Origin of the sequence: Paraburkholderia elongata, from assembly GCF_013177735.1 — a bacterium.
Classification (GTDB): Bacteria; Pseudomonadota; Gammaproteobacteria; order Burkholderiales; family Burkholderiaceae; genus Paraburkholderia; species Paraburkholderia elongata.
Genome location: NZ_WOEZ01000092.1, coordinates 12281 through 37723, shown reverse-complemented (window position 1 = coordinate 37723; position 25443 = coordinate 12281). Strand labels below are relative to the sequence as shown.

Annotated in this window: 23 protein-coding genes and 3 pseudogenes; 8 read left to right on the top strand and 18 right to left on the bottom strand. The window is 61.9% G+C overall.

Annotated features, from left to right (window positions below; translation table 11 throughout):
* Positions 1-7 precede the first annotated feature (7 nt).
* The 4 genes from GNZ13_RS17980 to GNZ13_RS17965 all read right to left on the bottom strand — a co-directional run bounded on the left by GNZ13_RS17980 (position 8) and on the right by GNZ13_RS17965 (position 5661).
* Complete coding sequence (locus GNZ13_RS17980; protein ID WP_172166784.1) at positions 8-2158, bottom strand: 3-hydroxyacyl-CoA dehydrogenase NAD-binding domain-containing protein; 2151 nt, start codon at positions 2156-2158, stop codon at positions 8-10.
* A 9-nt stretch (positions 2159-2167) separates the two neighbouring features.
* Positions 2168-3373 carry an acetyl-CoA C-acetyltransferase gene (locus GNZ13_RS17975; RefSeq protein WP_172166782.1) on the bottom strand — a complete coding sequence of 402 codons (1206 nt, stop codon included), beginning with the start codon at positions 3371-3373 and terminating at the stop codon, positions 2168-2170.
* Positions 3374-3654: 281 nt separating this feature from the next.
* Positions 3655-4422, bottom strand: a complete 768-nt coding sequence (locus GNZ13_RS17970) for an enoyl-CoA hydratase/isomerase family protein (protein WP_172166781.1) — start codon at positions 4420-4422, stop codon at positions 3655-3657.
* A 90-nt stretch (positions 4423-4512) separates the two neighbouring features.
* On the bottom strand, positions 4513-5661 hold the full coding sequence (locus GNZ13_RS17965; RefSeq protein WP_216674904.1) for a serine hydrolase domain-containing protein: 1149 nt from the start codon (positions 5659-5661) through the stop codon (positions 4513-4515).
* 355 nt (positions 5662-6016) lie between these two features.
* On the opposite strand from GNZ13_RS17965, the gene GNZ13_RS17960 reads away from it, so the two are divergent.
* Entirely contained in the window at positions 6017-7774 is a 1758-nt protein-coding gene (locus GNZ13_RS17960) for an FAD-dependent oxidoreductase (protein ID WP_407945644.1), read from the top strand.
* Between the two features lie 211 nt (positions 7775-7985).
* On the opposite strand, the gene GNZ13_RS17955 is transcribed toward GNZ13_RS17960, so the two are convergent.
* Both GNZ13_RS17955 and GNZ13_RS17950 read right to left on the bottom strand, forming a co-directional pair.
* Positions 7986-8858: an HpcH/HpaI aldolase/citrate lyase family protein gene (locus GNZ13_RS17955; RefSeq protein ID WP_216674903.1), complete on the bottom strand. Its 873-nt coding sequence runs from the start codon at positions 8856-8858 to the stop codon at positions 7986-7988.
* A gap of 71 nt (positions 8859-8929) precedes the next feature.
* Complete coding sequence (locus GNZ13_RS17950; RefSeq protein WP_172166777.1) at positions 8930-9790, bottom strand: fumarylacetoacetate hydrolase family protein; 861 nt, start codon at positions 9788-9790, stop codon at positions 8930-8932.
* 483 nt (positions 9791-10273) lie between these two features.
* Here GNZ13_RS17950 and GNZ13_RS17945 point away from each other — a divergent pair, with 483 nt between their 5' ends.
* A complete protein-coding gene (locus GNZ13_RS17945; protein ID WP_328807247.1) occupies positions 10274-11875 on the top strand; it encodes a fatty acid--CoA ligase in 1602 nt (533 codons plus the stop codon).
* 220 nt (positions 11876-12095) lie between these two features.
* Here GNZ13_RS17945 and GNZ13_RS51555 read toward each other — a convergent pair whose 3' ends face one another.
* On the bottom strand, positions 12096-12260 hold the full coding sequence (locus tag GNZ13_RS51555) for a transposase (protein ID WP_216674902.1): 165 nt from the start codon (positions 12258-12260) through the stop codon (positions 12096-12098).
* 170 nt (positions 12261-12430) lie between these two features.
* Positions 12431-12985, bottom strand: a complete 555-nt coding sequence (locus GNZ13_RS51550) for a transposase (RefSeq protein ID WP_216674901.1) — start codon at positions 12983-12985, stop codon at positions 12431-12433.
* Positions 12986-13166: 181 nt separating this feature from the next.
* On the opposite strand from GNZ13_RS51550, the pseudogene GNZ13_RS17935 reads away from it, so the two are divergent.
* Positions 13167-13289: pseudogene (locus tag GNZ13_RS17935) on the top strand (IS5/IS1182 family transposase); the annotation flags it as partial.
* A 90-nt stretch (positions 13290-13379) separates the two neighbouring features.
* On the opposite strand, the gene GNZ13_RS17930 reads toward GNZ13_RS17935, so the two are convergent.
* Complete coding sequence (locus tag GNZ13_RS17930; RefSeq protein WP_172166776.1) at positions 13380-14423, bottom strand: alpha/beta fold hydrolase; 1044 nt, start codon at positions 14421-14423, stop codon at positions 13380-13382.
* Positions 14424-14924: 501 nt separating this feature from the next.
* On the opposite strand from GNZ13_RS17930, the gene GNZ13_RS52395 reads away from it, so the two are divergent.
* The gene (locus GNZ13_RS52395) at positions 14925-15209 is read left to right on the top strand and encodes a transposase (RefSeq protein ID WP_328807246.1); all 285 of its coding nucleotides are present in this window, start codon (positions 14925-14927) and stop codon (positions 15207-15209) included.
* Between the two features lie 426 nt (positions 15210-15635).
* Here GNZ13_RS52395 and GNZ13_RS17920 read toward each other — a convergent pair whose 3' ends face one another.
* From GNZ13_RS17920 to GNZ13_RS52380, 4 genes are all read right to left on the bottom strand, one after another.
* Positions 15636-16736, bottom strand: a complete 1101-nt coding sequence (locus tag GNZ13_RS17920; RefSeq protein ID WP_172166774.1) for an NAD(P)H-dependent flavin oxidoreductase — start codon at positions 16734-16736, stop codon at positions 15636-15638.
* A 181-nt stretch (positions 16737-16917) separates the two neighbouring features.
* Positions 16918-17217, bottom strand: a complete 300-nt coding sequence (locus GNZ13_RS52390; RefSeq protein ID WP_236002057.1) for an ATP-binding protein — start codon at positions 17215-17217, stop codon at positions 16918-16920.
* 58 nt (positions 17218-17275) lie between these two features.
* A complete protein-coding gene (locus GNZ13_RS52385) occupies positions 17276-17614 on the bottom strand; it encodes a sensor histidine kinase (RefSeq protein ID WP_236002056.1) in 339 nt (112 codons plus the stop codon).
* A gap of 204 nt (positions 17615-17818) precedes the next feature.
* A complete protein-coding gene (locus GNZ13_RS52380) occupies positions 17819-18142 on the bottom strand; it encodes a hypothetical protein (RefSeq protein WP_236002055.1) in 324 nt (107 codons plus the stop codon).
* Between the two features lie 102 nt (positions 18143-18244).
* Here GNZ13_RS52380 and GNZ13_RS17910 point away from each other — a divergent pair, with 102 nt between their 5' ends.
* The 3 genes from GNZ13_RS17910 to GNZ13_RS17900 all read left to right on the top strand — a co-directional run bounded on the left by GNZ13_RS17910 (position 18245) and on the right by GNZ13_RS17900 (position 19667).
* On the top strand, positions 18245-18955 hold the full coding sequence (locus GNZ13_RS17910; protein WP_172166773.1) for an SDR family NAD(P)-dependent oxidoreductase: 711 nt from the start codon (positions 18245-18247) through the stop codon (positions 18953-18955).
* A 60-nt stretch (positions 18956-19015) separates the two neighbouring features.
* The gene (locus GNZ13_RS17905) at positions 19016-19246 is read left to right on the top strand and encodes a tautomerase family protein (protein WP_172166771.1); all 231 of its coding nucleotides are present in this window, start codon (positions 19016-19018) and stop codon (positions 19244-19246) included.
* Positions 19247-19457: 211 nt separating this feature from the next.
* Complete coding sequence (locus GNZ13_RS17900) at positions 19458-19667, top strand: hypothetical protein (RefSeq protein ID WP_172166770.1); 210 nt, start codon at positions 19458-19460, stop codon at positions 19665-19667.
* A gap of 133 nt (positions 19668-19800) precedes the next feature.
* Here the strand turns inward: GNZ13_RS17900 and GNZ13_RS17895 are convergent, their stop codons facing one another.
* Positions 19801-20259, bottom strand: coding sequence for a MarR family winged helix-turn-helix transcriptional regulator (locus GNZ13_RS17895; RefSeq protein WP_236002066.1), 459 nt, complete (start codon positions 20257-20259; stop codon positions 19801-19803).
* A 7-nt stretch (positions 20260-20266) separates the two neighbouring features.
* Between GNZ13_RS17895 and GNZ13_RS17890 the strand changes: the two are divergent.
* Positions 20267-20536: pseudogene (locus GNZ13_RS17890) on the top strand (two-component sensor histidine kinase); the annotation flags it as partial.
* On the opposite strand, the pseudogene GNZ13_RS17885 reads toward GNZ13_RS17890, so the two are convergent.
* The 4 genes and pseudogenes from GNZ13_RS17885 to GNZ13_RS17870 form a co-directional block, all read right to left on the bottom strand.
* A pseudogene (locus GNZ13_RS17885) lies at positions 20531-20706 on the bottom strand (IS5/IS1182 family transposase); the annotation flags it as partial. The pseudogenes GNZ13_RS17890 and GNZ13_RS17885 sit on opposite strands and share 6 nt — an antisense overlap.
* Positions 20707-20875: 169 nt before the next feature.
* Positions 20876-21787 carry a VOC family protein gene (locus GNZ13_RS17880; RefSeq protein ID WP_172166767.1) on the bottom strand — a complete coding sequence of 304 codons (912 nt, stop codon included), beginning with the start codon at positions 21785-21787 and terminating at the stop codon, positions 20876-20878.
* 171 nt (positions 21788-21958) lie between these two features.
* Positions 21959-22744, bottom strand: a complete 786-nt coding sequence (locus GNZ13_RS17875) for an SDR family NAD(P)-dependent oxidoreductase (protein ID WP_172166765.1) — start codon at positions 22742-22744, stop codon at positions 21959-21961.
* Between the two features lie 246 nt (positions 22745-22990).
* Complete coding sequence (locus GNZ13_RS17870; RefSeq protein WP_172166764.1) at positions 22991-25441, bottom strand: efflux RND transporter permease subunit; 2451 nt, start codon at positions 25439-25441, stop codon at positions 22991-22993.
* Between the last annotated feature and the right edge of the window lie 2 nt (positions 25442-25443).

The window sequence follows — 25443 nt, the reverse complement described above, 5'->3', positions numbered from 1 at the left end:
TAAGTCGTTACGCCGGTTGCGCAAAAAACGGCTCGTTCGCGTTTGCGCGTCTGCGCAACCATTCCGACGGCTGGAAGCGTTCGCCAAACTGCAACGCAAACCCGTCGCACTCTGCGACAAACGTGCTCAGGCCGATCGTCTCGATCAGCGACAGTGTGCCCCCCGTCCATGTCGGAAACCCGAGCCCCATCACGGCACCGATATCCGCGTTGGCCGCGTCCGTCAGGACGCCTTCCTCGATGCAGCGGGCGGCTTCGAGCGCCTGAATATAGAGCAGCCGCCGCTTGACCTCCTCGACGGAAGGCTGCCGCTCCAGCAGCGGGTAAAGTGCACTCAGGCCATTCCACAAGTGCTTTTTCGCACCCTGCGGATAGTCATAGAACCCCATTCCCGCCTTGCGGCCAAGACGACCCATGGATGTCAGCTTCTCGACGACCGGAGCGGCGTGCTGCCGCAGGCAGCGATCGGGCAGACCGTCCGCGATTGCCTGGTCGATGACCTGCTTCTGAAGTTCGAGCGAGACCTCGTCGGTCACGGCAAGCGGCCCTGTCGCCATCCCGGCCTGCCTCGCGGCGTTTTCGATGAGCGCGGGCGCCACGCCTTGCGCCAGCATCGCCATGCCTTCATCAACAAACGCGCAGAAGATCCGGCTCGTATAGAAGCCCGGGCTGTCGTTCACGACGATTGGAGTCTTGCGGAGCTGCTTGATGAACCCGAGCGCACGCGCGAGGGTCGACTCCGACGTGTCTCGCCCCACGATGACTTCGACGAGCTGCATGCGCTCCACCGGCGAGAAGAAGTGGATGCCGATGAGCTGGCCGGGGCGCATACTGTGTTGGGCGAGTCCCGTGATCGGCAACGTCGAGGTGTTGCTCGCGAATACGGCCGATTTCGGCAGAACCGCCTCTGCCTTCCGGATCACGTCAGCTTTGATCTCGCGATTCTCAAAGACGGCTTCGACCACCAGGTCACAGTCCGCGACAGATGCGAATGCATCCGAAGGCGTGATGCGCGCGAGTACGTCAGACGCGGCCTGTTCGCTGCGCCGCCCCTTCGCCACCTCCTTCGCGAGCAGCGCGGCGCAACGTGCCTTGCCTTGCTCGGCGGCCGCCTGATTCGCGTCCAGCAGCACCACGTCGATTCCCGATACGGCGGCCGCATAGGTAATGCCACTGCCCATCATGCCGGCCCCCAGCACGCCGAGTTTTACGACTTTCTCGTCGGGAAGGCCGGGTCGTCCGACGCCTTTGTCCGCGGCCAGCTTGTTGAAGAACAGTGTACGCATCAGATTACGGGCCACCGATCCGGCAAGGAGACTGCCGAAATAGCTTGCCTCGACCCGCAGTGCCGCGTCGAGCGGTAACTGCGTTCCTTCATAGACGCAGGACTGGATCGCGCCGGGCGCCGGATAGTTGTCCCGCGTCGCCGCGCGCAGCGCCGCGACGCCCAACCCGAACGTCTTTGCCGCGTGCGGCGCGAGCGCGCCTGCGCCGCCGGGCACCTTGAATCCCTTGACGTCCCATGGCTGACACGCGGCAGGATGGGCGAGCACCCATTCGCGCGCGGTCGCGTACACGAGATCCCGAGCGACCACCTTGTCGACGAGCCCCATTCGCAGCGCGTCCACCGGCCCGACATGGCGCCCGTCGAGCAGCAACGGTATCGCGCGTTCGATCCCGATCAGCCGGGGCAGGCGCTGGGTTCCGCCCGCTCCCGGCAGCAGTCCCACTGTCACCTCGGGCAGCCCCACCACGGCCTTCGGATCGTCGACCAGGACGCGATAGTGGCACGCAAGGCACAGTTCATAACCGCCGCCCAGCGCCAGTCCGTTGATTGCCGCCACGACCGGTTTGCCGCTCGTCTCGAGGCTGCGGAAGATCTGCGACGCATGCAATGTCATGTCGCGCGCCGACTGCGCCGATACGCGTCGATCATGCGCGGTCGCGAAGTCCTTGAGGTCCGCGCCCGCTATAAACCCGCTTGCCTTGGCCGAGGTCAGGATTGCACCTCGAATGTCGTCGCGCGTGCGGATCGCTTCCACGACGCTCGCCAGGTCCGTCAGCAGTTCTGGAACGAAGACGTTTATCGTCCGCCCCGGTACGTCGATGCCAACCCGCGCGATGCCGTCTGCGTCGATCTGGAAGTCGATGGTTTTCATGATAGTCGCTCAGATGCGTTCGATGATCGTGGCCGTCGCCTGCCCTGCGGCGGCGCACAGCGTGACGAGGCCGATATTGAGGTCGCGCCGCTCCAGCTCGTCAAGCAGCGTACCGAACAGCATTGCGCCCGTCGCGCCAAGCGGGTGACCGAGCGCGATCGCCCCGCCGCTGACGTTGACCCGTTCGAACGGGATGTCGAACGTCTGCATGTAGCACATCGGCACCACGGCGAACGCTTCGTTGATTTCGAACAGGTCGATATCGTCGACGGTCATGCCCAGCCGCGACAGCAATTTTTCCGTCACGGGCATCGGCCCACCCAGGCTCAGCAACGGCTCCGACGCACCCGACGCGTAGCCGCGAATCCGCGCGCGCGGCCTCAGACCGTTCCGCTCACCAAACGCCCGGTTGCCGAGCAGGACGGCGCTCGCGCCATCGACGATGCCACTCGAATTGCCGCTTGTATGGATGTGGTCAATCTTCTCGAGATGCGGGTAGCGCTGCTGGGCAATCGCGTCATACCCTGCTTCGCCCAGCTCCACGAATGCGGGCGCCAGTTTCGCGAGGTCGGCCACCGTGATCCCTGGGCGAATCGCTTCGTCATGGGCCAGGACGGGCTCTCCCAGTACGTCGCGCACGACAACAAGTGACGCGGCGAAATGGCCCGAGCTGCGTGCCAGATCGGCCCGACGCTGACTCTCCGCCGCATAGCTGTCGACGTCGCCGCGTGAGAATCCGCCGAGCGCGGCCATGAGATCGGCTGCCACGCCATTGGGCATGTACGGAAATTGATGTGCCAGTCGAGGATCCGTGTAACAGGCGCCGCCGTCCGATCCGATCGGAACGCGCGACATCGACTCCACGCCCCCGCCAATCGCGGCATCAGCGTGACCAGCCTGGATCACGCCGGCTGCCTGATTGACGGCGTCAAGAGCGGATGTGCAGAATCGGTTGATCTGGTAGCCGGCGAGGTGTTCCCCGTACCCTGCATTGAGCAGCGCGAAACGCGTCAGGTCTGCACCCTGTTCACCGACTGGCATCACGATACCGAGGCCGACGTCGTCGATCTGGTGCGTATCGAGCCGATTCCGGTCCTTCAGAGCGATCAACACCTGACTCGCCAACTCGACCGGCGTGACCGCATGCAAGGCGCCACCGGCACGCCCGCGACCACGCGGCGTACGAACATGGTCATAAATCAACGCTTCGGTCATAGTGGTTCTCATCCATGCAGTGAGCATCGCATCAGCGTGCGTGGCCGTAAGGCGCATGTACCGCACGCTTGCGCGCCTTCGTGCACACAATGCGCTTGCACCAATACGGCTGGGTTGTGATCTGCCGGCATGCCGGTCGGCATTGCGGCCTGGATTCATTGTGGCCGGGGCGGGTATTCCCGGAATCGTCGAAACCGACGTTTTTCCCGGCCTTCAGCATGCAAACTACGCGCGACGCTGCTATCGAGCGAAGTTTGGACGGCATTGGCTCCCGCGCTTGCTCACTTGCCAATGAATGTCGGCGCGCGTTTTTCCAGGAACGCCTTGACACCCTCCGCAAAGTCCTCGCTTCGTACCAGCGCGGATTGCGTGTCGGCTTCCCAGGCCAGCATCGTGTCGAGCTGCATCGGATGGCGGGCGAGCACGGCCTTGGTCGTCGCGATCGTCCCCGGCGGGGCGGCAGCGAGCCGTTTGGCAAGCTCGAGCGCAGTTTCCAGCACGGCGGATGGCGAGCAAAGCCTGTCCACTATGCCAAGTTCTTTCGCCTTGCTGCCCGCTACGGGTTGGCAGAGCATCAGGATCTCGCGCGCCGCACCAATACCGACACGCTGCGGCAACGTCCACATCAAGCCATAGTCTGGTGTGAGCCCGACTCGCCCGAACGCGGCGCAAAAACTCGCGTTCTCGTCGGCCACCACGAAATCGCACGCAAGCGCCAGCGAAAAACCGGCACCGTACGCGCCCCCTTCGACGGCAGCGACGACTGGCCACGGCCCACCTGTGATGGCACGAACGATGCGATGCCCGTGATTCATTTTCCGCCGCATTTCGAGTGTCGACGCATCGAGCCCCCCCAGATCGCCGCCCGCGCAAAAATGGCGTCCGCCGTAAAGCACAACCGCTCGGACGCCTGTATCGTCCTGCAGGCGAGCCAATTCTGCCGCCAGCTCGGTATAGAGCAGTGCCGTCAAAGCATTGCGTTTTTCCGTCATGTTCATCGTGACCAGCGCGACGTTCCCGTCTCGGGTTATGGATAGCACTTCGCTCACAATCGATCCTGAAGACCAGGTGGAAAGGTTCCGCGTGTCGCGAGGCGCCCGGCGGCGCTTGCGCGGCCGCCGGGCAAGCATGCGGCGCGACTAGAGTGCGGCGTAGACAGCGTCAACAAGCGCGCGCCGGCGGGGGTTGAGGTCCATCTGGTCGCTCATCCGATTCATCACATAGCCAACGGAGATATCGGCGGCAGGATCGACGTACCCGAACGAGCCGCCCCATCCGCCGTGACCGAATGCCTGGACATTGGGCCCCCAGCAGTTATCCACATTGCGCAGGAAACCCGCCGACCAGGTTCGCCGGATACCTCGTACCCGGTCGACACCGTCGAAGCGCAACTTTGCCGCCTCCGCGACTGCCGCATCGCCCGCGAGTCTGCGGCCGTCCTGGCCCGGATGCCGCAGCAGGCTGTACATCGACGCCAGTGCCCGCGCGTTCGAAAATCCATTCATCGCGATGATGTCGGCGCGCTGGAATCCTGGCGTCGTGGCCACGTCGCTCGTCAGCGGCGGGTTGTGCAACCCGCGCTGCGCTTCGTTTGCAACGGGAACCGTGTTGACTGCCTCCATTTTCTTTTCACTCAGCATGATCGCGACGCGAGGTAGGTCTTGCTGACTCACGCCCACCGAGATGTCGAGACCGAACGAACCCTTCAGTTCGTCAGCGACGAACTGCTGGATCGATCGGCCCTCGATCCGCTTGAACAACTCCGTCGCCAAAATCGCGACCACGTTGCTGTAACCCGAGGCCGTGCCGATCGGCCAGAGCGGCGCCTGGGCCGCGAGGCGCTGCGCGGCCGGCTCTCCCGAGAACAGGTCGTCGAGCGTCGCCGGCGTGTCGAAGCCCGTGATGCCGGACTGATGCGACAGCAGCATGCCGATCGTGAGGTCGCCCTTGCCGTGAACCGCAAATTCCGGCCAATATCGGCTGACCTTATCCTCGTAGGACGCTATGCTGCGATCGATTAGCATGGCGAAGCACGCGCCGCCGATCCCCTTCGACGTGGACCATACGCAGGCAATCGTGTCCTGTTCCCAAGGTGTCGTCGCTTCGAAATCCTTCCAGCCGCCCCACAAATCGGCCACCAGCTCGCCGCGAACCGTGACGGCGAAGCTTCCGCCGATCTCTCCCAGGTTCCGGAAATTTCCGAGAAAGGCTTCGCGCAGTCGCTCGTATTTCGGTGCGCAGTAGCCGTGCACTTCGATATCGCTGGTTTTCAAGGCTTGCGTAGACATAGACAGATCTCCTCCTCGGCGCGCGCCAGATGGCGCGGCGTGTTGACATTTCGACCTGAGGATTTTTCACCCATCGCTGGCAGCGGTCTTCGTCGAAAACGACGAAATGCACGATCCGCGCCCGGCAACGCCGGCGAACTCGTGGTCCCGTCTCACGCCTGGTATCACGGCAAGGGTCGCGCCTCTGCATGCAATTCGTCCCTTTCGACGAAGACCAGATGCACAGTCGGGAGCGACAATGCGCGGCCAATACGGAGTCGGGCGACATAGTCTGCAGCAGCGTGCCCGAGCGCGCATGCTCGGCTATGACGCCACCCGTACGTGTCGAAGCGGGCGATCGTGCGCTTCGACGCCGATGAACTGGGAAATGGGATCGGACATGATTGAAACCGACGTTTTGATAGTGGGAACTGGCCCGGCTGGAGCGGCTTCGTCGTTGTTTCTGTCGAAGCACGGCATCTCGAATATGGCAATTTCTCGAGGCCGGAGTACGGCGAATACACCACGTGCGCATATCACCAATCAGCGAACGATGGAGGCATTGCGCGACGCGGGCCTGGAAAAGCAGTGCATGGCGCTCGCCAGCCCTGGAACCGACATCGAGCATCATTTCTGGCTGCGAAGCCTTGGAGGAGAAGAGCTGGCACGCACCTATGCGTGGGGTAACGACCCGAGCCGTAAGAGCGACTACGAATCGGCCAGCCCTTGTTCGCTGTGCGACCTGCCGCAGACTCAGATGGAACCGATCCTGCTGGCCGAGGCGGCGCGTCTCGGCTCGCAGATTCGATTCGACACGGAGTTGCTGTCGTTCGAGCAGGACGATGCAGGCGTCACCGCAATTATTCGCGATCTGCTGACCAATGAGACTATTCAGGTCCGCGCGAAATACATGATTGGGGCGGACGGCGCCCGCAGCCGGGTCGTCGAGCAGCTCGGCATCCCGCTCGTGGGTCAACATGGGCTCGGCAATATCTTCAACGTCCTGGTCGACGTCGATCTCAGCGACTATGTGACCCATCGGCGCGGGATCTTCTACCAGATCATTCAGCCGGACGTGTCGGCGTGGTCACCCATCGGCCTGTTTCGCATGGTGCGGCCGTGGGATCAATGGATCGCAGTGCTCGTCGTTCCGGAAGCCGCGGGAACGCCCACGCCGACGACGCAGGACTTCGAGAAGCGCATCCGCGAACTCGTCGGAGATCCTCATCTGTCGATGAAGATCATTTCGGCGTCGATGTGGACGATCAACGACGTCGTGGCCGAGCACTACGCCGTCGGTCGCGTCATGTGCATGGGCGATGCGGTGCATCGCCATCCTCCGGCCAACGGACTGGGCTCGAACACCTGCATCCAGGACGCGTTCAACCTGTCCTGGAAGCTGGCGCTCGTGCTGCAGGGAAAAGCGCACCCGAAGCTGCTCGACAGCTTCAACGCCGAACGCCAGCCGGTGGGGCATCAAATCGTCAAGCGCGCAAACAAGAGCATGATGCTCAACGGCACGGTTTGGGATCTGCTGGGGGCGGGAACGCGCGGCGGCTCAACGGAACCGCGGCGGTCGGTGTTCGAAACGCGCGAGGGGCGCGCTGCACTGCGCCAAGCGCTCGACACAATGAAATACGAGCAGCATGCGCACGGCGTGGAGATGAATCGCCGCTACGCGTCCGGCGCGGTGGTCGAGGACGGCACGCCCGATCCTGGTTTCGAGCGGGATCCGGAGCTCTACTACCAGCCGAGCACCCGCCCCGGCTCACCGCTCCCCCATGCCTGGCTCGGCACGCGCCAGCCCGGACCACGCATCTCGACACTGGATGTCGCCGGCAAGCAACGTTTCGTGCTTTTCACGGGGCACGGCGGAGAACCGTGGCGTGAAGCCGCCCGTACCGTATCCGAGCGCACCGGCGTCGACATCAAGATCGTCATGATCGGAGCGTCGCTGGACTACGAGGATCTCTATGGAACATGGCAATCTCTGTCGGAGATCGAGGAAGACGGCTGCATTCTTGTTCGGCCCGATCTCTATATCGGTTGGCGTTCCGCAACGCTGCCTGCCGAACCTCTGCGGGCCCTGGATAGCGCAATGATGCAGATTCTCGAATTGACTTCAGCCCGGTGACATCGCGAAAGGCCGCCTCCGAGACCGGTCTATGCGACCGGCTCTCTGCGGTGGCCTTTCGCGTTCCACGAGAATTTCAAATTTCGCCTTCAAATGCTTCGGTGCGGCGGGGTGCGTGATGTACTGGCGTGATACCCGCGCATGAATCATCGGCGTGCGAGCGTGTACGGGCGCCGGCGCAAACGCGCCCGGCACCCGATCGGAGGATCGGCTACCGCCCGGCCGCTTCAATAGCTTCGGCGACTTGCACGAGATTTCGAGCCTCGTCGTAGTGCAACCGTTCGACAAAGCGGCCATTGATCTCCACGAGCCCCTTTCCGGCGTTCTCGGGCTTGTCGTACGCCGCGATGATGGCGCGCGCCCAGGCGATCGCAGCAGGTTCGGGCGCGAATGCCCGATTGGCGATCTCGATCTGGTTGGGATGAATGAGCGTCTTGCCGTCGAAGCCGAGACTCGCGCCCTGTGCGCATTGAATCGCAAACCCGTCGGGATTCGCAGCATCGAAGAATACGCCGTCCAGGATTCCGAGCCCGAAAGCGCGCGCGGCCATCACGCTCAACGACAGCGCCGTTTGCAACCCCGGGCGCGCGACGCCTTGAGCGCAACGCATTTCCTTGGCAAGGTCGCTCGAGCCGATGACCCAGGCCTCGACACCCGCCTTTGCGCCCGCCGTAGCGATCTCGTTCAGCCTGAGCATCGCCGCACAGGTCTCCATCATGATCCACATCGGCACGCTACCGTGCATGGCCGCGCGAGCCGCCGCGAGGTCGCTCGCAGCCGAAATCTTCGGAACGAGTACGGCATCGGGCATCACCTGCGCCGCGACGGCCAGGTCCTCCATGCCCCACGGCGTACTCAAGGCGTTCGTCCGGATCACGACTTCTCGCGATGCGAAGCCCCCGTCATGAATTGCTTCGACGGCAGCGGTACGCGCCTGGAGTTTCTCCTCGGGACCGACCGAGTCCTCCAGATCCAGGATGACAACATCGCAGCGCGCGGAGCGCGCCTTCTCCATTGCACGGGCATGGTGGGCGGGCACATACAGCGCGCTGCGTCGAGGGCGCGTAGAGGGTGTCATGGTCATACAGCGTCCTTCCTCAAGGTTACGATCCTTTTCATGATTGAGCGCCGTCATGCGGCACGCTCGCGACGAACTCAGGCCTCGTTCTCGAAAACTGCGTCGAGCGCACCCAGCTCGTCAATCTCACAGCGCACCCGGTCGCCCGCCTTGAGGAACACGGGCGGCTTCATCGCCGCGCCTATGCCCCCGGGCGTTCCGCTAAAGACGATGTCGCCGGGTTCGAGCGTCATGGCCTGCGACAGATACGTCACCTGGTCGAACACGTCGAAGATGAGCTCGCGCGTGTTCGAGTTCTGCCGGACTTCATCGTTGACGATCGAACGAATGCCGAGGCGGTGCGGATCACCAATTTCATCTGAGGTCGTGATCCAAGGGCCGAACGGGCCGTGCGAATCGAACGACTTGCCGAGCACCCATTGCGGCGTCCGCATCTGCCAGTCGCGGGCGGTGACGTCATTGCCTACGCAGTAGCCGAAGATATGGTCGGGCGCATCCGCCCTGGACAGGTGACGGCCGCGCTTGCCGACGATAAAGACGAGCTCGACCTCGTAGTCCACCGACTTCGAAGCCTTCGGAATCTGAATCGGCGCGTATGGCGGATGGACGGTGTTGGGCTGTTTGCAGAACCAGCCTTGATGCTTCGGAATCTCGAGGCCAGCCTCGGCAACGTGATCTGCGTAGTTCAGTCCCATTGCCATGATCTTGCCCGGTCGCCCGATCGGCGCGAGCAGCTGAACCTGGTCGAGCGCGACGACGTGCGCAGCGTCTTCGACGACCTGTTGTACCGCCGAGCGAGCGTCGTCCCAACGGTCGATCAGGTCGATCATGTTCGATGCAAGACGCGGTAGGGCGGGCTGGATACGCACGATTCGCGCGCCGTCCACCACGCCGATTTCGGGAAGGCCGCCGCGGATGCTGAATGTCGCGAGTTTCATCTGTGAGGTGCTCCGTCACATGGGTTGTTCATGTCGGAACTCACGCCGAATCACCGATCTGGACGCGCTCACGTATGCGGGCAATTCGCGCCGGGAACGCGACGAGCCGGGACACGCTCTGGCTTCGGCATCTCGACCAACTTCGTCGTCAGATCGGTGCGGCCCGTGATATTCCGCTCGTGAACCCTATTGTTTCTCTCGTTCCCTCCACCGTCTTCGTCGAAAGAGACGAATTGCGCGGTCGGTCCGCTGTCAACACAGCCCCCAGTCTCTTCAGATCGATCGTTTCATAAGCACCAGCCGATGCATCTTTGAACACAATTCGTCGATTTCGACGAAGACCCCCGAAAGGGCTGAATCAACAATGCGTGACGGTACGAAGGCTCGGAGGGTGCGCCAACGCCCCTCCAGCCGGAATCCAACCTGCGAGGCGACCATTGGGGCACTGCCTCGCGGACCCGTCGCTTTCTGCTTGGACCGGACATGACCTCTGATCAAAATCCCGCTGATATCGGCTCGATGACGACACTTGCCGAAATTGCCCTACGCCATGCGCTGTCTCGACCGGAATCGGTCGCCTTCTCCTTTCAAGGGCGCGACACGACGTTCGCGCTATTTGATCGGCGCACGAACCAGGTCGCCAATGCGCTAGTCGCCGCCGGTGTCGCCCCCGGCCACCGGGTGGCTTATCTCGGCAAGAACAGCGATCGCTACTTCGAGATCTTCTTCGGTGCGGCCAAAGTCGGCGCCGTGATGACGCCAATCGGCTGGCGGCTGGCTCCGGCTGAAGCCGCTGCGATCCTCGAGGACTGCGGCGCCCGCGTGGTGTTCGTCGGCCCCGACGCAACGGGTCAGGCCAACGCGGCGCTGGCTTGCCTGGCCAATCGGCCGTCTGTGATTGCGATCGATGATGCATCGATCCAAAGCACGACGTCGTTCGACATTTGGCGCGAGGTTGCATCAAAGGACGCCCCGCAAGTCGAGATTCGTCCCGACGACGTGGCGCTGCAGGTTTACACATCCGGCACCACCGGTCATCCGAAGGGCGTGATGCTGACGCACGAAAACCTGTTGGCCAAACATCGCGAACTGAATAGGGCTCAGATGGACTGGTATCGCTGGACACCCGACGACGTCAGCCTCGTCGCGATGCCGGTCGCGCATGTCGGCGGCAGCCTCTGGGGGATCGCCGGACTGCTGCACGGCGCTAAGGGCGTGATCGCGCACGAGTTCGACCCGCTCACTGTGCTCGACTTTATTGAACGCGATCGCATCTCGAAGATGTTCATGGTCCCGTCGGCGCTGCAGATCGTCGTTCGTCAGCCACGCAGCCGCGAAGTGGACTTCGGGCGGTTGAAGTACATCCTCTACGGCGCGTCGCCGATCCCGCTCGACCTGCTGCGCGAATGTATGGATGTGTTCGGCTGCGGCTTCTGCCAGCAGTACGGAATGACGGAGACCGCCGGAGCGATCGCCTACCTGCCGCCGGAGGATCACGATCCAAATGGCAATCCGCGGATGCGGGCCGCAGGCCTGCCGATGCCAGGCGTCGAGATCAAGATTGTCGATTCACTCGGCAATGCCCTGCCACCGCATACGGTCGGCGAAATCGTGACGCGATCGAGCGGCAATATGGCCGGCTATTGGCGCATGCCCGAAGCGACGTCGGCGACCGTGGATCCGGACGGCTGGCTGCGTACCGGCGATGCCGGTTACCTGGACGAGAGCGGCTACCTCTATATCCACGATCGAGTGAAGGACATGATCATCTCAGGTGCGGAAAACATCTATCCCGCCGAGGTCGAGAACGCGATCTACGGCCATCCCGGTGTCGCGGAGGTGGCCGTGATCGGGGTGCCCGACGAGAAATGGGGTGAGGCAGTCAAGGCGGTGATCGTGCTCAAGCCCGGCGCCGTTGCGAATGTCGAAGACATCCTTAAGTTTGCACGCACCCGAATCGCCGGCTTCAAGGTTCCCAAGAGCATCGATTTCGTCGAAGCGCTCCCGCGAAATGCGTCGGGTAAAATTCTTCGACGTCAGTTGCAGGAGCAATATTGGGCGGGGCGTATGCGGAAAGTGAATTGAAGCGCGGGGGCGTTGGTGCATGGAGGCGACGGTGTGCGCAATGTACCCCTTTCCCCACGGACTATGCTGCGGGAACCTTACAGCGGACGGACGTAACAGCTCAAAAAGCCGGGGCGAACGACTGTATCCTGTTCAAGCAGCGTGAACGAGGCGTTGTTCAACCAGGTGCGGCAGTGGGGCTTTGTTCGGATGGGAACGAGTCCCCGTGCAGCGGACGCAGCTATGCATTTTTGACGGAAACCGGCTTGCCGAAGGCGTTCCACAAGTTAATGAGGTTGGCGATGATCACGCCCTCGCGCTCCTGCGACGCGATCTTCTGTGTCAGCAGGGTGGCCCCAATGCATCGTTTGATGCGCGAGATCTGCGCTTCGACCCGCGAGCGCACGCCATAGCCGTATTTCTTTTGTGGACCGCATAAATGCCATTGTCCTGAATGTATTTGACGAGCTGGTCATGCCAGCGGGTCTGCTCGGTTTGGTGCACGACGGCGTGAGCCGGTGGTGGGATGACGGGCGGCACGCCCGCACGTGCGAGCGCTTCGGCACGCTCGATACTTTAGTACGCGCCGTCGGCAATCACCCGCTCCAGCGGCACATCAGCGGGCAGAACCGTGTCCATTGCTTCGCTGTCCGATACTTCTGTGGTGGTAATGCGGATCGCGTGAATGTTCATCTCCTCGTCGATCGACAAATACATCTTGCGCCACGGCGTTTGCCTCGCCTTCTTGCCGTACTTCTGTTCGTACCACTCACTCGCGCGCCCGAAGCTCAGCCCCGTGCTGTCGACAATCAGGCTCACGGCATCGCCGCGTGCGAGCCGTCTGGTCAGTTGCGCGCAGCGCTGCGTGACGCTCACATCGAGCGCGGCGAACCGGTCGCACAGCTGGCCGGAACTGGGCACCGGGATGTCCAGCCCCCGGGTCGCCCAGTAATCCTCCATGTAGCCGGTGATCTGCCGCATGCCCCAGTCGAACAACCGGTAGAACGTGTAGATCAGCTCGATGTACGCGGTGGTGTAGGTCGGCTCGCGCCCCGACACGCCGGGGGTACGGATTTTCGCGTTGATGAACTGCGCCTTCAGATCGCCATCGGGAACATAGAGGCTGATCATGCCGCGCTCTCTCAGACTCTGGTTGTACGCGCGTTCGTCACCCGATACCCGGGCTTCTTGCGCTTGCGTGGTTCACCCTGATTCTGTCTGGCTTTGTATGGCATGATTTGGGCTGGCTTTATGATGTTGCGCTTTTACACAACCCGCAGCCACTTTGCAATAGCACCCATCCGAACAAAGCCGTTTGCGGGCTCGCCATCCCGATGCTCAGCAAACCGAAGCAGCGATCAGCGGGGCGGTGCTCAACCGCATGCTGGCCGCCGCACGCCGGAAGTCCGTCCGCTGTAAGGTTCCCGCAGCATAGTCCATGGTGAACGGGGTACATTGCGCACACCGTCGCCTCCATGCACCAACGCCCCCGCGGTAGTGACAGAAACAGTGACAGAAAGTCCGGTTAAAGGCGAACGACGTCGATAACGGCATCGGCAAATGCCTTCGGCGCTTCCTGTGGCAGGTTATGTCCGATGCCGCCGCCGATGTTCCGGTGTTGATACTTGCCGGTGAACTTCTTCGCGTAGGCTGCCGGCTCGGGATGCGGTGCGCCGTTAGCATCGCCCTCCATCGTGATAGTAGGAACTGAGATGGCCAGCGCTGTCGCTAGACGCGCTTCGAGCTCGTCGTATTGCGGCTCGCCCTTGGCGAGCCCCAGACGCCAGCGGTAGTTGTGAATCACCACCGCGACGTGATCCGGACCGTTGAACGACTCAGCCGAGCGCTCGTACGTCGCATCGTCGAAATTCCACTTAGGCGACGCGAGACGCCAGATCAGCTTGTTGAAGTCGTGGCGGTTTGCGTCATAACCCGCATAGCCGCGCTCCGTGGCGAAATAGAACTGATACCACCAGGCGAGCTCGGCCTTCGGTGGCAGCGGCTTCTTGTTGGCTTCCTGACTGCCGATCAGATAACCGCTCACCGACACCATCGCCGTACACCGTTGCGGCCACAGCGCGGCAATGATATTGACCGTGCGCGCGCCCCAATCGAAGCCGCCAAAGATCGCTTTGTCGATCTTCAATGCGTCCATCAATGCAATGATGTCAACGGCAACCACAGCCTGCTGCCCGTTGCGAGGCGTATCCGCGGACAGAAACCGCGTCGAACCATAGCCGCGCAGATATGGCACGATGACCCGGTAGCCAGCGGCTGCAAGCAACGGCGTGACTTCAGCAAAGCTATAGATATCGTACGGCCAGCCATGCAGCAGGATGACGACCGGTCCATTCTGAGGGCCCGCTTCCGCATAACCCATACTGAGCGTTCCGGCGTTGACCTGGCGCATGTTGTCGAACGAAGCAATACGCGTTGCCGCTTTCGCATTGGGTGGAGTGCCGTTCGACTGCGCCTTGGCGAGTCCGCTCAAACCCAACTCCATCAAACTAATCCCAGCCACTGTAGTCCCAAGCAGACGACGACGTCGAGTATTGATCTGGTCCGGCATGCTGAATCTCCTCAAAGGTTAGAAGGACAAGCGTCGTGCAGGTCGCGCTTGCGAAACCAGACAATCTGGCCTGGAAGTATTAGAACCCGTGGACGTATCTGGTTTTTGTCCGCGAGGAGCGCCAGTGAAACGTTATGTATTTACCGCCGGCGCAGATACACTGTGATACAGAAATGGCGAAGCGGGAGGCGCCGCTAATCGACGAAAAAGTGCGGCATACAGGGGCGTTGGTGCATGGAGGTGACGGTGGGCGGTGACGAATGGAATGAACGCCCCCACCTACCGGATGCGAGAAGCTGAAGGAAGTGGACCCTCACGGGCCGACGGCATTAATGTGCCTAAATAGGAAGATCATTGAGATCTTCGCAGGCTAACCGGAAGGTCCGAAATGAAGTATACGGCGGTCGGGGTAGACATCGCGAAGAACGTCTTTCAGCTTCACTGGGTCGATGCTGAGGCAGTCGATGGTGTTTTGTTTGCTCACTTGACGCAGGCCCGCTAATGGGTGTCTTGCCGCATCTGAGCCGTGGCCGACGTGGACCGGCGCCAACCCTGGCGATGCACACAATTTTCAATTACGTCCTGCAGTTGCTTTACACCGGGTGCCAGTGGAAAGCGCTGCCGAACAGGATGAACGCTAAAGGCCGTCCCGAGATTCACTACACGCGTATTTATCGGGCACTGCGGCGCTGGGAGGCCGATGGCTATATCGACCGGATTTTTTTCCGGCTCGGTGCGCAAGCTTCATCAGGACGGGCGACTGGATCTCACCGTCATCCACGGTGACGGTACCACCACGGCGGCGAAGAAAGGCGCGATAACCTGGGATACAGCGGCCACAAGCATCTCAAGGGAGACAAGGTCGTGGCCTTCTGCGATCGCGACTGCAGCATCATCGCGCCGTTCGTGACGGCCCCGGGCAACCGCAACGAATCGCCGCTGTTGCGCGACGCGCTGCCCATACCAACCGGAATGGTCCGCGCCATCGGCGCGGACCTGCAAGGTTCAACCCTCAGTCTGGATGGCGTCTACGATTGCCGGCCCAACCGCAAGGCGATCTTCAATCGCGGCATGACCCCCGAACATCCCCGAGAACCCGCGTGGGCGCAAAACACCGAAGCGGGGTCGCAATCGCACGCGATATTATCGGAGACGCAATATATTCGACACGACTCGCGCCGACGTGATGTCTGCGCAGGCCTCTCAGCGTCGTCAGAACCGCAACGTTTGCATCCGCTCGATGCTCTGTCGCAATTCGCGCTCAAGTTGCACGACCAGCTCGGCGGCCGGCAGCTCGCGCGCGAGCGCCGCGGCCTGCCCCGCCCACTGCGCGCCATAACCAAATTCCCCCTTCGTTTTCGCGGCCGCGTGCAGCGCCTTGCCGGCGTCGTACGCAATCGGATAAGCGGGTGTCCGCGGTGCATGCGGGTCGTCGCAGAGCGCTGTGAACCGGTTCGCCATCCCTCGAGCGATCCGGCCGGAGATCGCGGTCGTGAAAGTCGTGCGGCGAGCGGATTCGCCGAGAATCGCGCGGCGATAACCGCCGTCGATCGACGTCTCCGGGCACGCGACAAACGCGGTGCCGAGCTGCGCGGCCTGCGCGCCGAGCGCGAGTGCCGCCGCAATCCCCGCGTCGTCCATGATCCCGCCGGCGGCAATGATCGGCAGCTGGACTTCGTTGACGAGCAGACGCGTCAGCGCGAACGTGCCGAGACGATCGTCGGCGGCGTCCGGATCGAACACGCCTCGATGGCCGCCCGCTTCGATCCCCTGCGCGATGATCGCCTCAATCCCGGCCGCCGCGATCTGCTTCGCCTCGTCAACGTTCGTCGCACTCGCGAGCAGCGTGATGCCAGCGCGCTTCAGCTCGGCGATCACGTCGGCCGACGGCAGCCCGAAGTGGAAGCTGACGACGGCCGGCTTCTCTTCCACGAACATCTGCTGCATTGCACGATCGGCAACGAAACTCGTATATATCTCCGACAGCGATTCGGGCGGAGCCGCATCGTACTGCCCGAGCACCGGCGCGAGCCAGTCCAGCCACGCGCGCTCGACCGCCGCGTCCGCGATAGCCGGCTGATGGCAAAACACGTTGATGTTGAATGGCTTGTCGGTCAGCGCGCGCGTTTCCCGAATCATCGTTCGGGCGCCGTCGGCGTTCGTCGCGCCGACGCCCAGCGAGCCGAGTCCGCCGGCATTCGACACGGCGGCCGCCAGCGCGGGCGTGCTGACGCGGGCCATCGGCGCCTGAATGATCGGCTTCTGGATGCCCAGCAGACGCAGCAATGCGCGCTTGCCCGCTTGAGTGGTCATGTCGCTTTCCTCCTGTGTGGAATCTGTCGTCGACGCCGGATCGTATGCGCATGCCGAGATGTTCAACGAAGTCCGCGAATATTGAGGCAAGTCTAAATTAGGTCAACTCGGGGGAGAACGCTCACGCAACGAAACTCAATCTTGCACGGCGCGAGTGAATCCACGTATCGGCTGGTGAGAGCTACCGGGAAGCCTGAACGAAGGCTTCACTCTCCACGTATGCGGGAATGGAAAAGGCAAACAGCGCACCAGGGCCGTCAGTCGACGCAGCGGCCCACAGCCGACCGCGACGGCTCTCGATGATCGCACGACTGATAGCCAGGCCAATCCCCATGCCGTGATCCTTGGTCGTATAAAAAGGCTCAATAAGCCGTTGCGCATCCCGTGGCCCGAAACCGATACCCGTGTCCCGCACGATCAGTGCGGACCATCGCGTCTGCGTCGGATTCCGTCTTGACCGACAGCCATTTCGGGCGGCCATCAACGAAACTCATTGCATCTGCGGCATTACGCAACAGATTCATGATCACCTGCTGGAGCTAAACCCAATCGCCGCCGACAAACGGAAGATTTTCGGCAAGTTCAATGCGCAGAACCACGCGTGCCCGCTCGAGATCGGTCCGCAACAACGCAAGCGCCTCGCTGGCGGCATGAGTCAGATCGACCGCCTCGATCGTCGCACTACGCTTGCTGAAAAGCGCACGCAAGCGCGTGATTACGTCGGTCGCGCGGTTGCCGTGACGAATTGTGCGCCGCGCAGTCTCGCGCGCACCCGCGATATTGGGCGGATTTGCAGCCAGCATGCGAAAACAGGTGCTGGCGTTTGTCACGATATCGGCCAGCGGCTGGTTGACCTCGTGCGCGATTGAAGCGGTCATACGCCCAGACTCATGGTCCTGGCGACGTGTACGAGCTCCGAGCGAGCCTTGCCAAGTGCCTCCTCCGCGACCCGGCGTTGCGTGACGTCAAGTGCCGCCCCAATGTATTCGATTTCTCCCGAATGGTCTTTGGTCCGATGGGCGATCATGTGAACATACTTGACTGACTGATCGGGCATCAATAGCCGGAGTTGATATTCGAAATCACTGTCGCCGCGCCCGCTTTGCCATATCCCCGATCACGATAACGTCATCGGGATGGAATCGCGAGGCGATGAGATCGAGCGCTACAGGCTTGTCCAATTCGAACGCGAAAATACGATAGAGCGGTTCTGACCGCACGATATCGCCCATCGCGAGATTCCACGAAAAATTGCCCATGCGCGCGAGGTATTGGCCTTCCGACAGGAACGCCTCATTCCGCCGCAGTTCTGCCTCTGCTCGTTTACCACCGGCACAGCCCACAGGCGGCACCATGTCTGAAGCCCACACCGGATTTGTTCGTGGCACGCAAGACTGAATCTCCATGGTGAGTATTCTAATCTCGCGGCGACGCGCCTACATTCACACCCAAGGGCAACGACAGCCCGGTCAGAAACACAGCCGATTCAATTAATCCGGAGGTTTTATATGAGCAATTCGAAAAAGGTCATCGTCGTTACCGGCGCGTCGCAGGGCATTGGCGCGGAGACAGTCAAGGCATTCCGCAAGCTGGGCCACCAGGTCGTCGCCACGTCGCGCACCATCCGGCCGTCCGATGACCCGGACATCGCCACCGTGGCCGGCGACATCGCCGATCCGGCCACCGCTCGCCGTGTGATCGATGAGGCGATCGCGCGCTTCGGCCGGGTCGACACGCTGGTCAACAACGCGGGTATCTTCGTCGCCAAGCCGTTCACCCAGTACACCGCCGAAGACTATGCAACGGTGACCGGCGTGAACCTGGCGGGCTTCCATTTCATCACCCAGCTCGCGGTGGCGCAGATGGAGAAACAGGAGAGCGGCCACGTGGTCAGCATCACGACGACGCTGGTGGACCACGCCATCGACGGCGTGCCCTCGGTGCTGGCGTCGCTGACCAAGGGCGGCATCGCCGCGGCGACCCGCTCTCTCGCGATCGAATACGCCAAGCGCGGGATTCGCGCGAATGCGGTCGCGCCGGGCATCATCAAGTCGCCAATGCACGCCCCGGAAACGCACGCGGCACTCGGCGGGCTGCATCCGGTCGGTCACATGGGCGAAATGAGCGACATCGTCAACGCGATCGTGTATCTGGACTCGGCGCCGTTCGTGACGGGCGAAATCCTGCACGTCGACGGCGGCCAGATCGCCGGTCATTGAGCACGTTCCGGGCGCTGCCGGCCGGCGCCCTGTTCATCAATCACAATCAAGGAAGCCGACGTGCCTATCGTTACAATTCAGGTGACCCGGGAGGGCACCAAACCGGGGGCCGACTCCGTCACCGCCGATGAAAAGGCTCAACTCATCAAGGGCGTGAGCCACCTCCTGCTCGATGTGCTGAACAAGCCTCTTGACGCCACGTTTGTCGTCATCGAAGAAGTGGAGACGGAGAACTGGGGCTGGGGCGGACTGCCGGTTCCCGAGTATCGCAGACAGAAAGCACTGAAATAACCTCGACCTTCGGGATGCGGGTGGCGCGCCGGATTGAGCAAGCGCCGTCCGAAGTAGCGACGAGGTGCGCCCCAAAGCCGGTCCCTACCAGGACCGGCGGAGGCAGCCTGCGAGACAGGACAGCCATGAATTACGGCATCACAGGCCGGTCTGCGGCGAACCGTCGAAACTACAAACCAGACGGCGTGGCAGCCCGGGCAAAGGAACGGAAATGAATGACGACTCTCTGGATATCTGCGACATCGACGTCCAGAACGATGCGAGCGATCGGTGCGATACGGAATCGGTATTGAACGAGACTCCTCGAGCGGACCGCAGCACGCCAGCTCCGGCAAGCAACTGGGCGTGGGCGCACCGCTGCGAGGCGTACGACTGGATGGACTCGCACGGTCCGTTTTCCACGGAAGGCCTGTGGGGCTGAACACGAGGAACCGGACATAGCGAAGATCGCCAATGGCTTCGCCGATAGTGGTGACCGAATTTGTTCGACCACGACTCGCTCAATCGCACTTCCGGCTGAGCACGAACTCGCCGCGTGCGTCGCACAGCCCGGCTTATTCCTTCTGCTGCGGCGCCTTGATGAGATTGTCGCGCAGCTTGACGATTCCTTTTTGCGTGCTGGAGAACTCGTTGGCCGTCAGGCCGGCAGCGTCGAAGCGGTTTATGCCCAACGCGCCCTCTCGCAGTTGCCGCCCGGCGTATGTCAGGCTGACCAGCACCTGCCGCTCATCTGCCGGATCACGCTGTCGGTGAAGGTAACCCATCCCTTCGAGCTTCTTGAGGATGGACGTCAACGTGTTGGATTCGAGAGAGAGCTTCTCCCGCAGCGCGCTGACGGTCTGACTACCGCCCTCCCACAGCACGATGATGGCGATGTATTGCGTGTATGTGAGGCCAAGTTCATCGAGGGTCGGCCGGTAGGCTCGGCCAAAAGCGAGATTCGCCGAATAGATCGCAAAGCACAGGAAATCCGCGAGCCTCGGGCTCGCCGTGTCTGCCGCTGCGATGAGCAGCGCACAGGGGACCAGGCTGCAGCAGGATCTGCACGAAATGGAAACGATGGTCAAGGAAGGTGTGACGTACGCGCGCACCATGCACGGCGCCAGCGAGGCGCCCCTGCGTATCGATCCGGATGCGCTGTTCGACAGCCTGGTGTTGGACTATGTCGATGCCGGCAAGGACGTCTCGCTGCAAGGTCGAATCGACACGGCACTGGTGACGCGTCCTCAGGCATTGCGCCGGATCGTGGGCAATCTCGTCGACAACGCGCTGAAGTTCGGCGGCTCGGCCGCCTGGCGTGGTGCGCCGCAGTGCTGGCCACTGCGCCAGCGCCTCGGGCGTGATCCACAACGTCAGGCTCCCCCGGCGCGCAGGCCCGCTTCGTACTCCGGCCAGTTCGTCACACGATGCGCCATCTTCGCGATGTGATGCCGGCGATCGGCGTTGTGCTTGTGCGGCATGCGTCAGCTTCTGAATAGTGGGGCCGTCACTCTATTACCCCAACCTTTCATCGACCTGGCCGCGCACCAATGCCAGAAGCCGCCCCCGGACGAGACGCCCGCCCGGCAAGTCGCTCGCATCGACGCGGCGGAAGCTATCCCTCACGACGTCGAGGCAAGCTGACCTGCTCTACCCGGGCGTTTCTCGCCCTACCTCACCCGTATACGATGTCGCGACCATCTCATGTCCCCAGATGTCACCCACGAGGTTGTATTCCGATTGGTGATTGGGCGGTGCGCCACCGTATCCGTACTCGCAGAACCATCCGGACGGTGTCTGCATGTAAAACGAAAACATGCTGTCGTTCGCGTGGCGCCCAGGTGCCATGAGGACTGGCACGCCGTTGCGCCGCGCCAGATCGTACGCGAGGCCGACATCGTCGAGGTTGTCGACCTCGACCATCAGATGGTGAATGCGCTTCGGGAGCGGGCCGACGCCGAAGCCGATCGTGTGATCCCGTTCGCAACAATGCATGAAAATCGGCTCGCGCCGCACGCCTCCCATTTCAAAGCGGACTTCGACCGTGCCGCGCATTCCGAGCACCTGACGGTAGAAGCGGTAGGTCTCCTCAACGCCACCATCACGAATCACGATATGCCCGAGTCCGCCGCTCCCCGTCACGAATCTTCCGTGCATGCCTCGCCCCGGCCGATAAGGCTTGTGGCGGTCGACAAGGGGCCCGTGGAAGATTTCGATCGATAGTCCTGCCGGATCCGAAAGCCTGAGGAATTCCAGCACGCAGCGCTTCTCCGACTCAGCGGGAGAGGCCACTTTGAAGGGCACACCGCATTCCTCGAGGTGGTGCTGCATCATGCGGAACTCTTCGGGCCCCGCAACGCGATATCCGGCGAACAGGACGTCGTCTTCGTCGCTCTGTTCAATCAGAATCCGGTGATGCCAGTAGTCCATGCGCAGACTGAGCTCACCGTTGCTGTCGCCCCACTCCATCCCCAGGATCTCGCTGGCGTAAAAACGCCATGCATCGAGATCCCGGATGCCAATGCCGAGGTAACCCAGCTCGGTCACACCTATGTTGGTCATAGCGCAAATCTCCCGTTTCATTACTTATGCTTCATCGAAAACGACTGCCGTTTCAGGAATGAAGCCGCGAAAATGCCGCTTCGGCGGCCAATCGTACTGTGACGTGAGTTCGCAACAACGTACGCGTGCTGCCCGCGTCGTCGCTCCGAGCAGCCTGTCGACTCCGGTGCCCTACTTCGCTGCCCATCCGCCGTCGACAGGCATCAGATGGCCGGTGATCGCAGCTGATTCGTCCGAACATAGAAATACGAATACCTCTGCACATTCCTCGGGTGTGACGGCCCGGCCAAGCGGATGAACCGACGCGGCAAGCTCATCGAATGCTTCGTGCGTGAATCGCTTTTGGGCTTGCTCCGTGTACGTCGCGCCCGGAGCAATCACGTTCACGCGAATGTTGTCGGACGCGTACTGAATCGCAGCCTTGCGCGTCAGGTGAACGACGCCTGCCTTGGCGGCGTGATAGGCCGCGGAAACCGCATCGGAGACGCGCACGCCCGCCATCGACGACGTGTTGCAGATCACGCCGCCCCCCTGAGGAAGCATGACGGCGATCTCATGCTTCATGCTGATGAACGTGGTGACAAGATTGCGATTGATCGTCTCGTCGAACGCATCGACCGATGTTTCGTGCAGCTTGCCAAGCGGAGCGTCCGACGGCGCGATGTTGCCGACGTTGTTGACGGCGATATCGAGGCGGCCGTGCATCTCGACGACACGCGCAACCACGTCGCCGATCTGTTGTTCGCTTCGACTGTCGCATTGCATGAACGTCGCGTCGTGGCCCTGCTCGCGCAGCGCGCGCTCCAGAGGCGGCCCGTCCTGGCCAGTCGATCCCGTAAAGACGACTGACGCCCCTTCTCGCAGGAAAGCCAACACGACCGCTTTCCCAATGCCCTTCGTCCCCCCTGTCACCAGGGCGATCTTCGATTGAAGCCGAGACTTTCGTGTACTCGTCATGATCTTGTGCGTGATACCAGAAAATACGACATTACAGAGGCTCGGGCCGTATTGACGTGGTTCGACGCCGTGCCGACGGGATCGGTGGCGCCTTTATCGTCAATTTCCCGAGTTCCATTTTTCCGCGTGGTTCGATGACGAAACATCCATTTCGTCATGCGCGAAATTCTGCTCATTGCGTCCCGCACGCGTCGACCCCGTCCCACTGCGTGTTACCGAGCTGAATGGACGAATCGACATCCGCGCTCATACATCAGTGGCCGTCGAAGACAAGGCCGGCGCCTGATCGGCTTCCCGCTTTCGCTCGCCGAGCCGCCGCAACAGAACGTACGACAGCGACGGAATGAGGACGAGTGCGCCGACCATGTTCCAGAGGAACATGAAGGTCAGCAGGATGCCCATGTCCGCCTGAAACTTGATCGGCGACCAGATCCAGGTGATCACGCCAGCCGACATCGTCAAACCGACGAGGGCCACCACGCGCCCGGTGAACCGCAGGGAACGCATGTACGCTTCTCGCAACGGAACGCCGGCACGCTGCAAATTCAGTTGCACACTCAACAGATACAGCGCGTAGTCGACGCCGGCGCCAACACCCAGCGCGATCACGGGCAGCGTCGCCACTTTTGCGCCGATCCCCAGAACCACCATCAATGCCTCGCAGAGCACCGACGTAATCAGAAGCGGCACCAGTGCCACGATGACTGCCCGCCAGTTGCGGAACGTGATCAGGCACAGCGCTACGACCGCGGCATAGAGCAGCGCCAGCATGCGGTGATGAGCCTGCTCGACGACGATGTTCGTCGCTGCCTCGATTCCGGCCGAGCCGGCTGCCAGCACGAATTGGCGCTCAGGCGAACTGTGCGCCTTGCCGAACGCCTCGGCGGAAGCCACGACGCGAGAAAGCGTATCGGCCTTGTGGTCGCCAAGGTACGCAATCAGCGGCATCACCGAGCACCGTTGATCGACCATTTCCGGATGGTCTGCCAACACATCCGCAAGCGCTGTATTAAGGACATTTGCATCCCGCGGAATCGAAAGCCACTTCGGGTTACCCTCGAACTGGCCGGCCGTGGCGAGGCGCACCATGTCGGCGGCCGAAGCGGTGCCCTTTACGCCATCGACCTGCCGCAGGTTGGCTCCCATGCGATCGAGTTCGATCAGCGTCGCGTAGTTGTTGCATTGCCCCGGCGGGGTGACGAGCATCACGACGAATTGATCGCTGGACAACCGATAATGGGCCTTGACGTAGGCATCGTCACGGTTGTAGCGCGAGTCGGAGCGGAGCTCCGGTGCGCCGGGATCCAGATCTCCCGTCTTGAGTTCCTGGCTGATCCCTAAGGCCGAGACACCGATTGCGAACGACACCGCAATCGCGGCCTGCGCCCACTTGCTCGACGTGAAATGCAGCAGACACGCCCACACACGGGCCACCCAATCGCGGTCCTCGCCCGCTCGCTCCGCCTGAAGTCTGCGGGCAGCGGCCTGCTCGTCGACGCCGAGGTACGACAACAACACGGGAACCAGAATCAGCTTCGTGAATATCAGTACCGTCACACCGATACTGGTCGTCAACGCCAAATCGTGGATGACCGGAATGTCGATCACCATCAGCACGGCAAAACCGACCACGTTGGTCAGCAGCGCGGTAACACCCGCGAGAAAGAGCCGACGAAACGTGTAGCGGGCCGCCACGTAACGGTGTGTGCCCTGCGCGATGTCCTGCATGATGCCGTTCATCTTTTGCGCGCCATGCGACAGGCCGATCGCGAAGATCAGAAATGGCACCAGAATCGAATACGGATCGAGCGCGTAACCGAGCAGCTCCATGAGCCCAAGCAGCCACACCACCGCCAGCGCTGATACACCGATCAACAACAGCGTGCTGCGCAGGTCCCGCGTAAATGCAAAGACGAACAATCCGGCGATAGCAGCCGAGATTCCGAAGAACATCATCACCTGGCTCAAGCCGTCGATCAGGTCCCCGACAATCTCGGCAAAACCTACAATGTGTACGCCGACCGAGGGACTTTCCAGCGACAGAACCTTGCGTTTCAATTCCCTCGAGAACGTCGCATAGTCGAGCGGCTTGCGCGTGTCGGGATTGGAATCCAGCAGCGGCACGACGATCATGCTCGATTTCAGGTCGTTCGCCACATAGCTGCCAACGACGCCCGCTCGCGCGATGTTGATCCTGAGCTGCCCCAGGCTCGCGGGCGAGCCATCGAAGTTGTCCGGCATGACGGGGCCGCCTCGGTATCCCTCTTCGGTGACCTCCGTCCAGCGTAGGCTGGTGGTCCACAGGCCGCGCATCGCAGAACGGTCCACCCCGGGGATCAGGTAGACCGTATCATTGACCTTTTGCAGAACCGCCAGGTAATCCTTATCGAAGATATTGCCGCGCTTGTTTTCCACGACAATACGCACCACGTTGCCAAGTCCGCGCAATGCGTCCTGATGTTCAAGATAGTTCTGAATGTACGGATGCCTGCTTGGAAGCATCTTCTCGAAACTTGCGTTCACCCGCAGATGAAGCGCGTGCCATCCGAGAAATAGTGTCGCAAAGACACACACGAGCAGCAGTGCCGGACGATTGTTGAAGATAATGCGTTCCAGCCATATTCCGCTCGCGCGATCGAACTCATTAAGGTCGCGCACGACCGGCCTGGTGATGCTGTCGTTGGTATCGGCCTTCATGA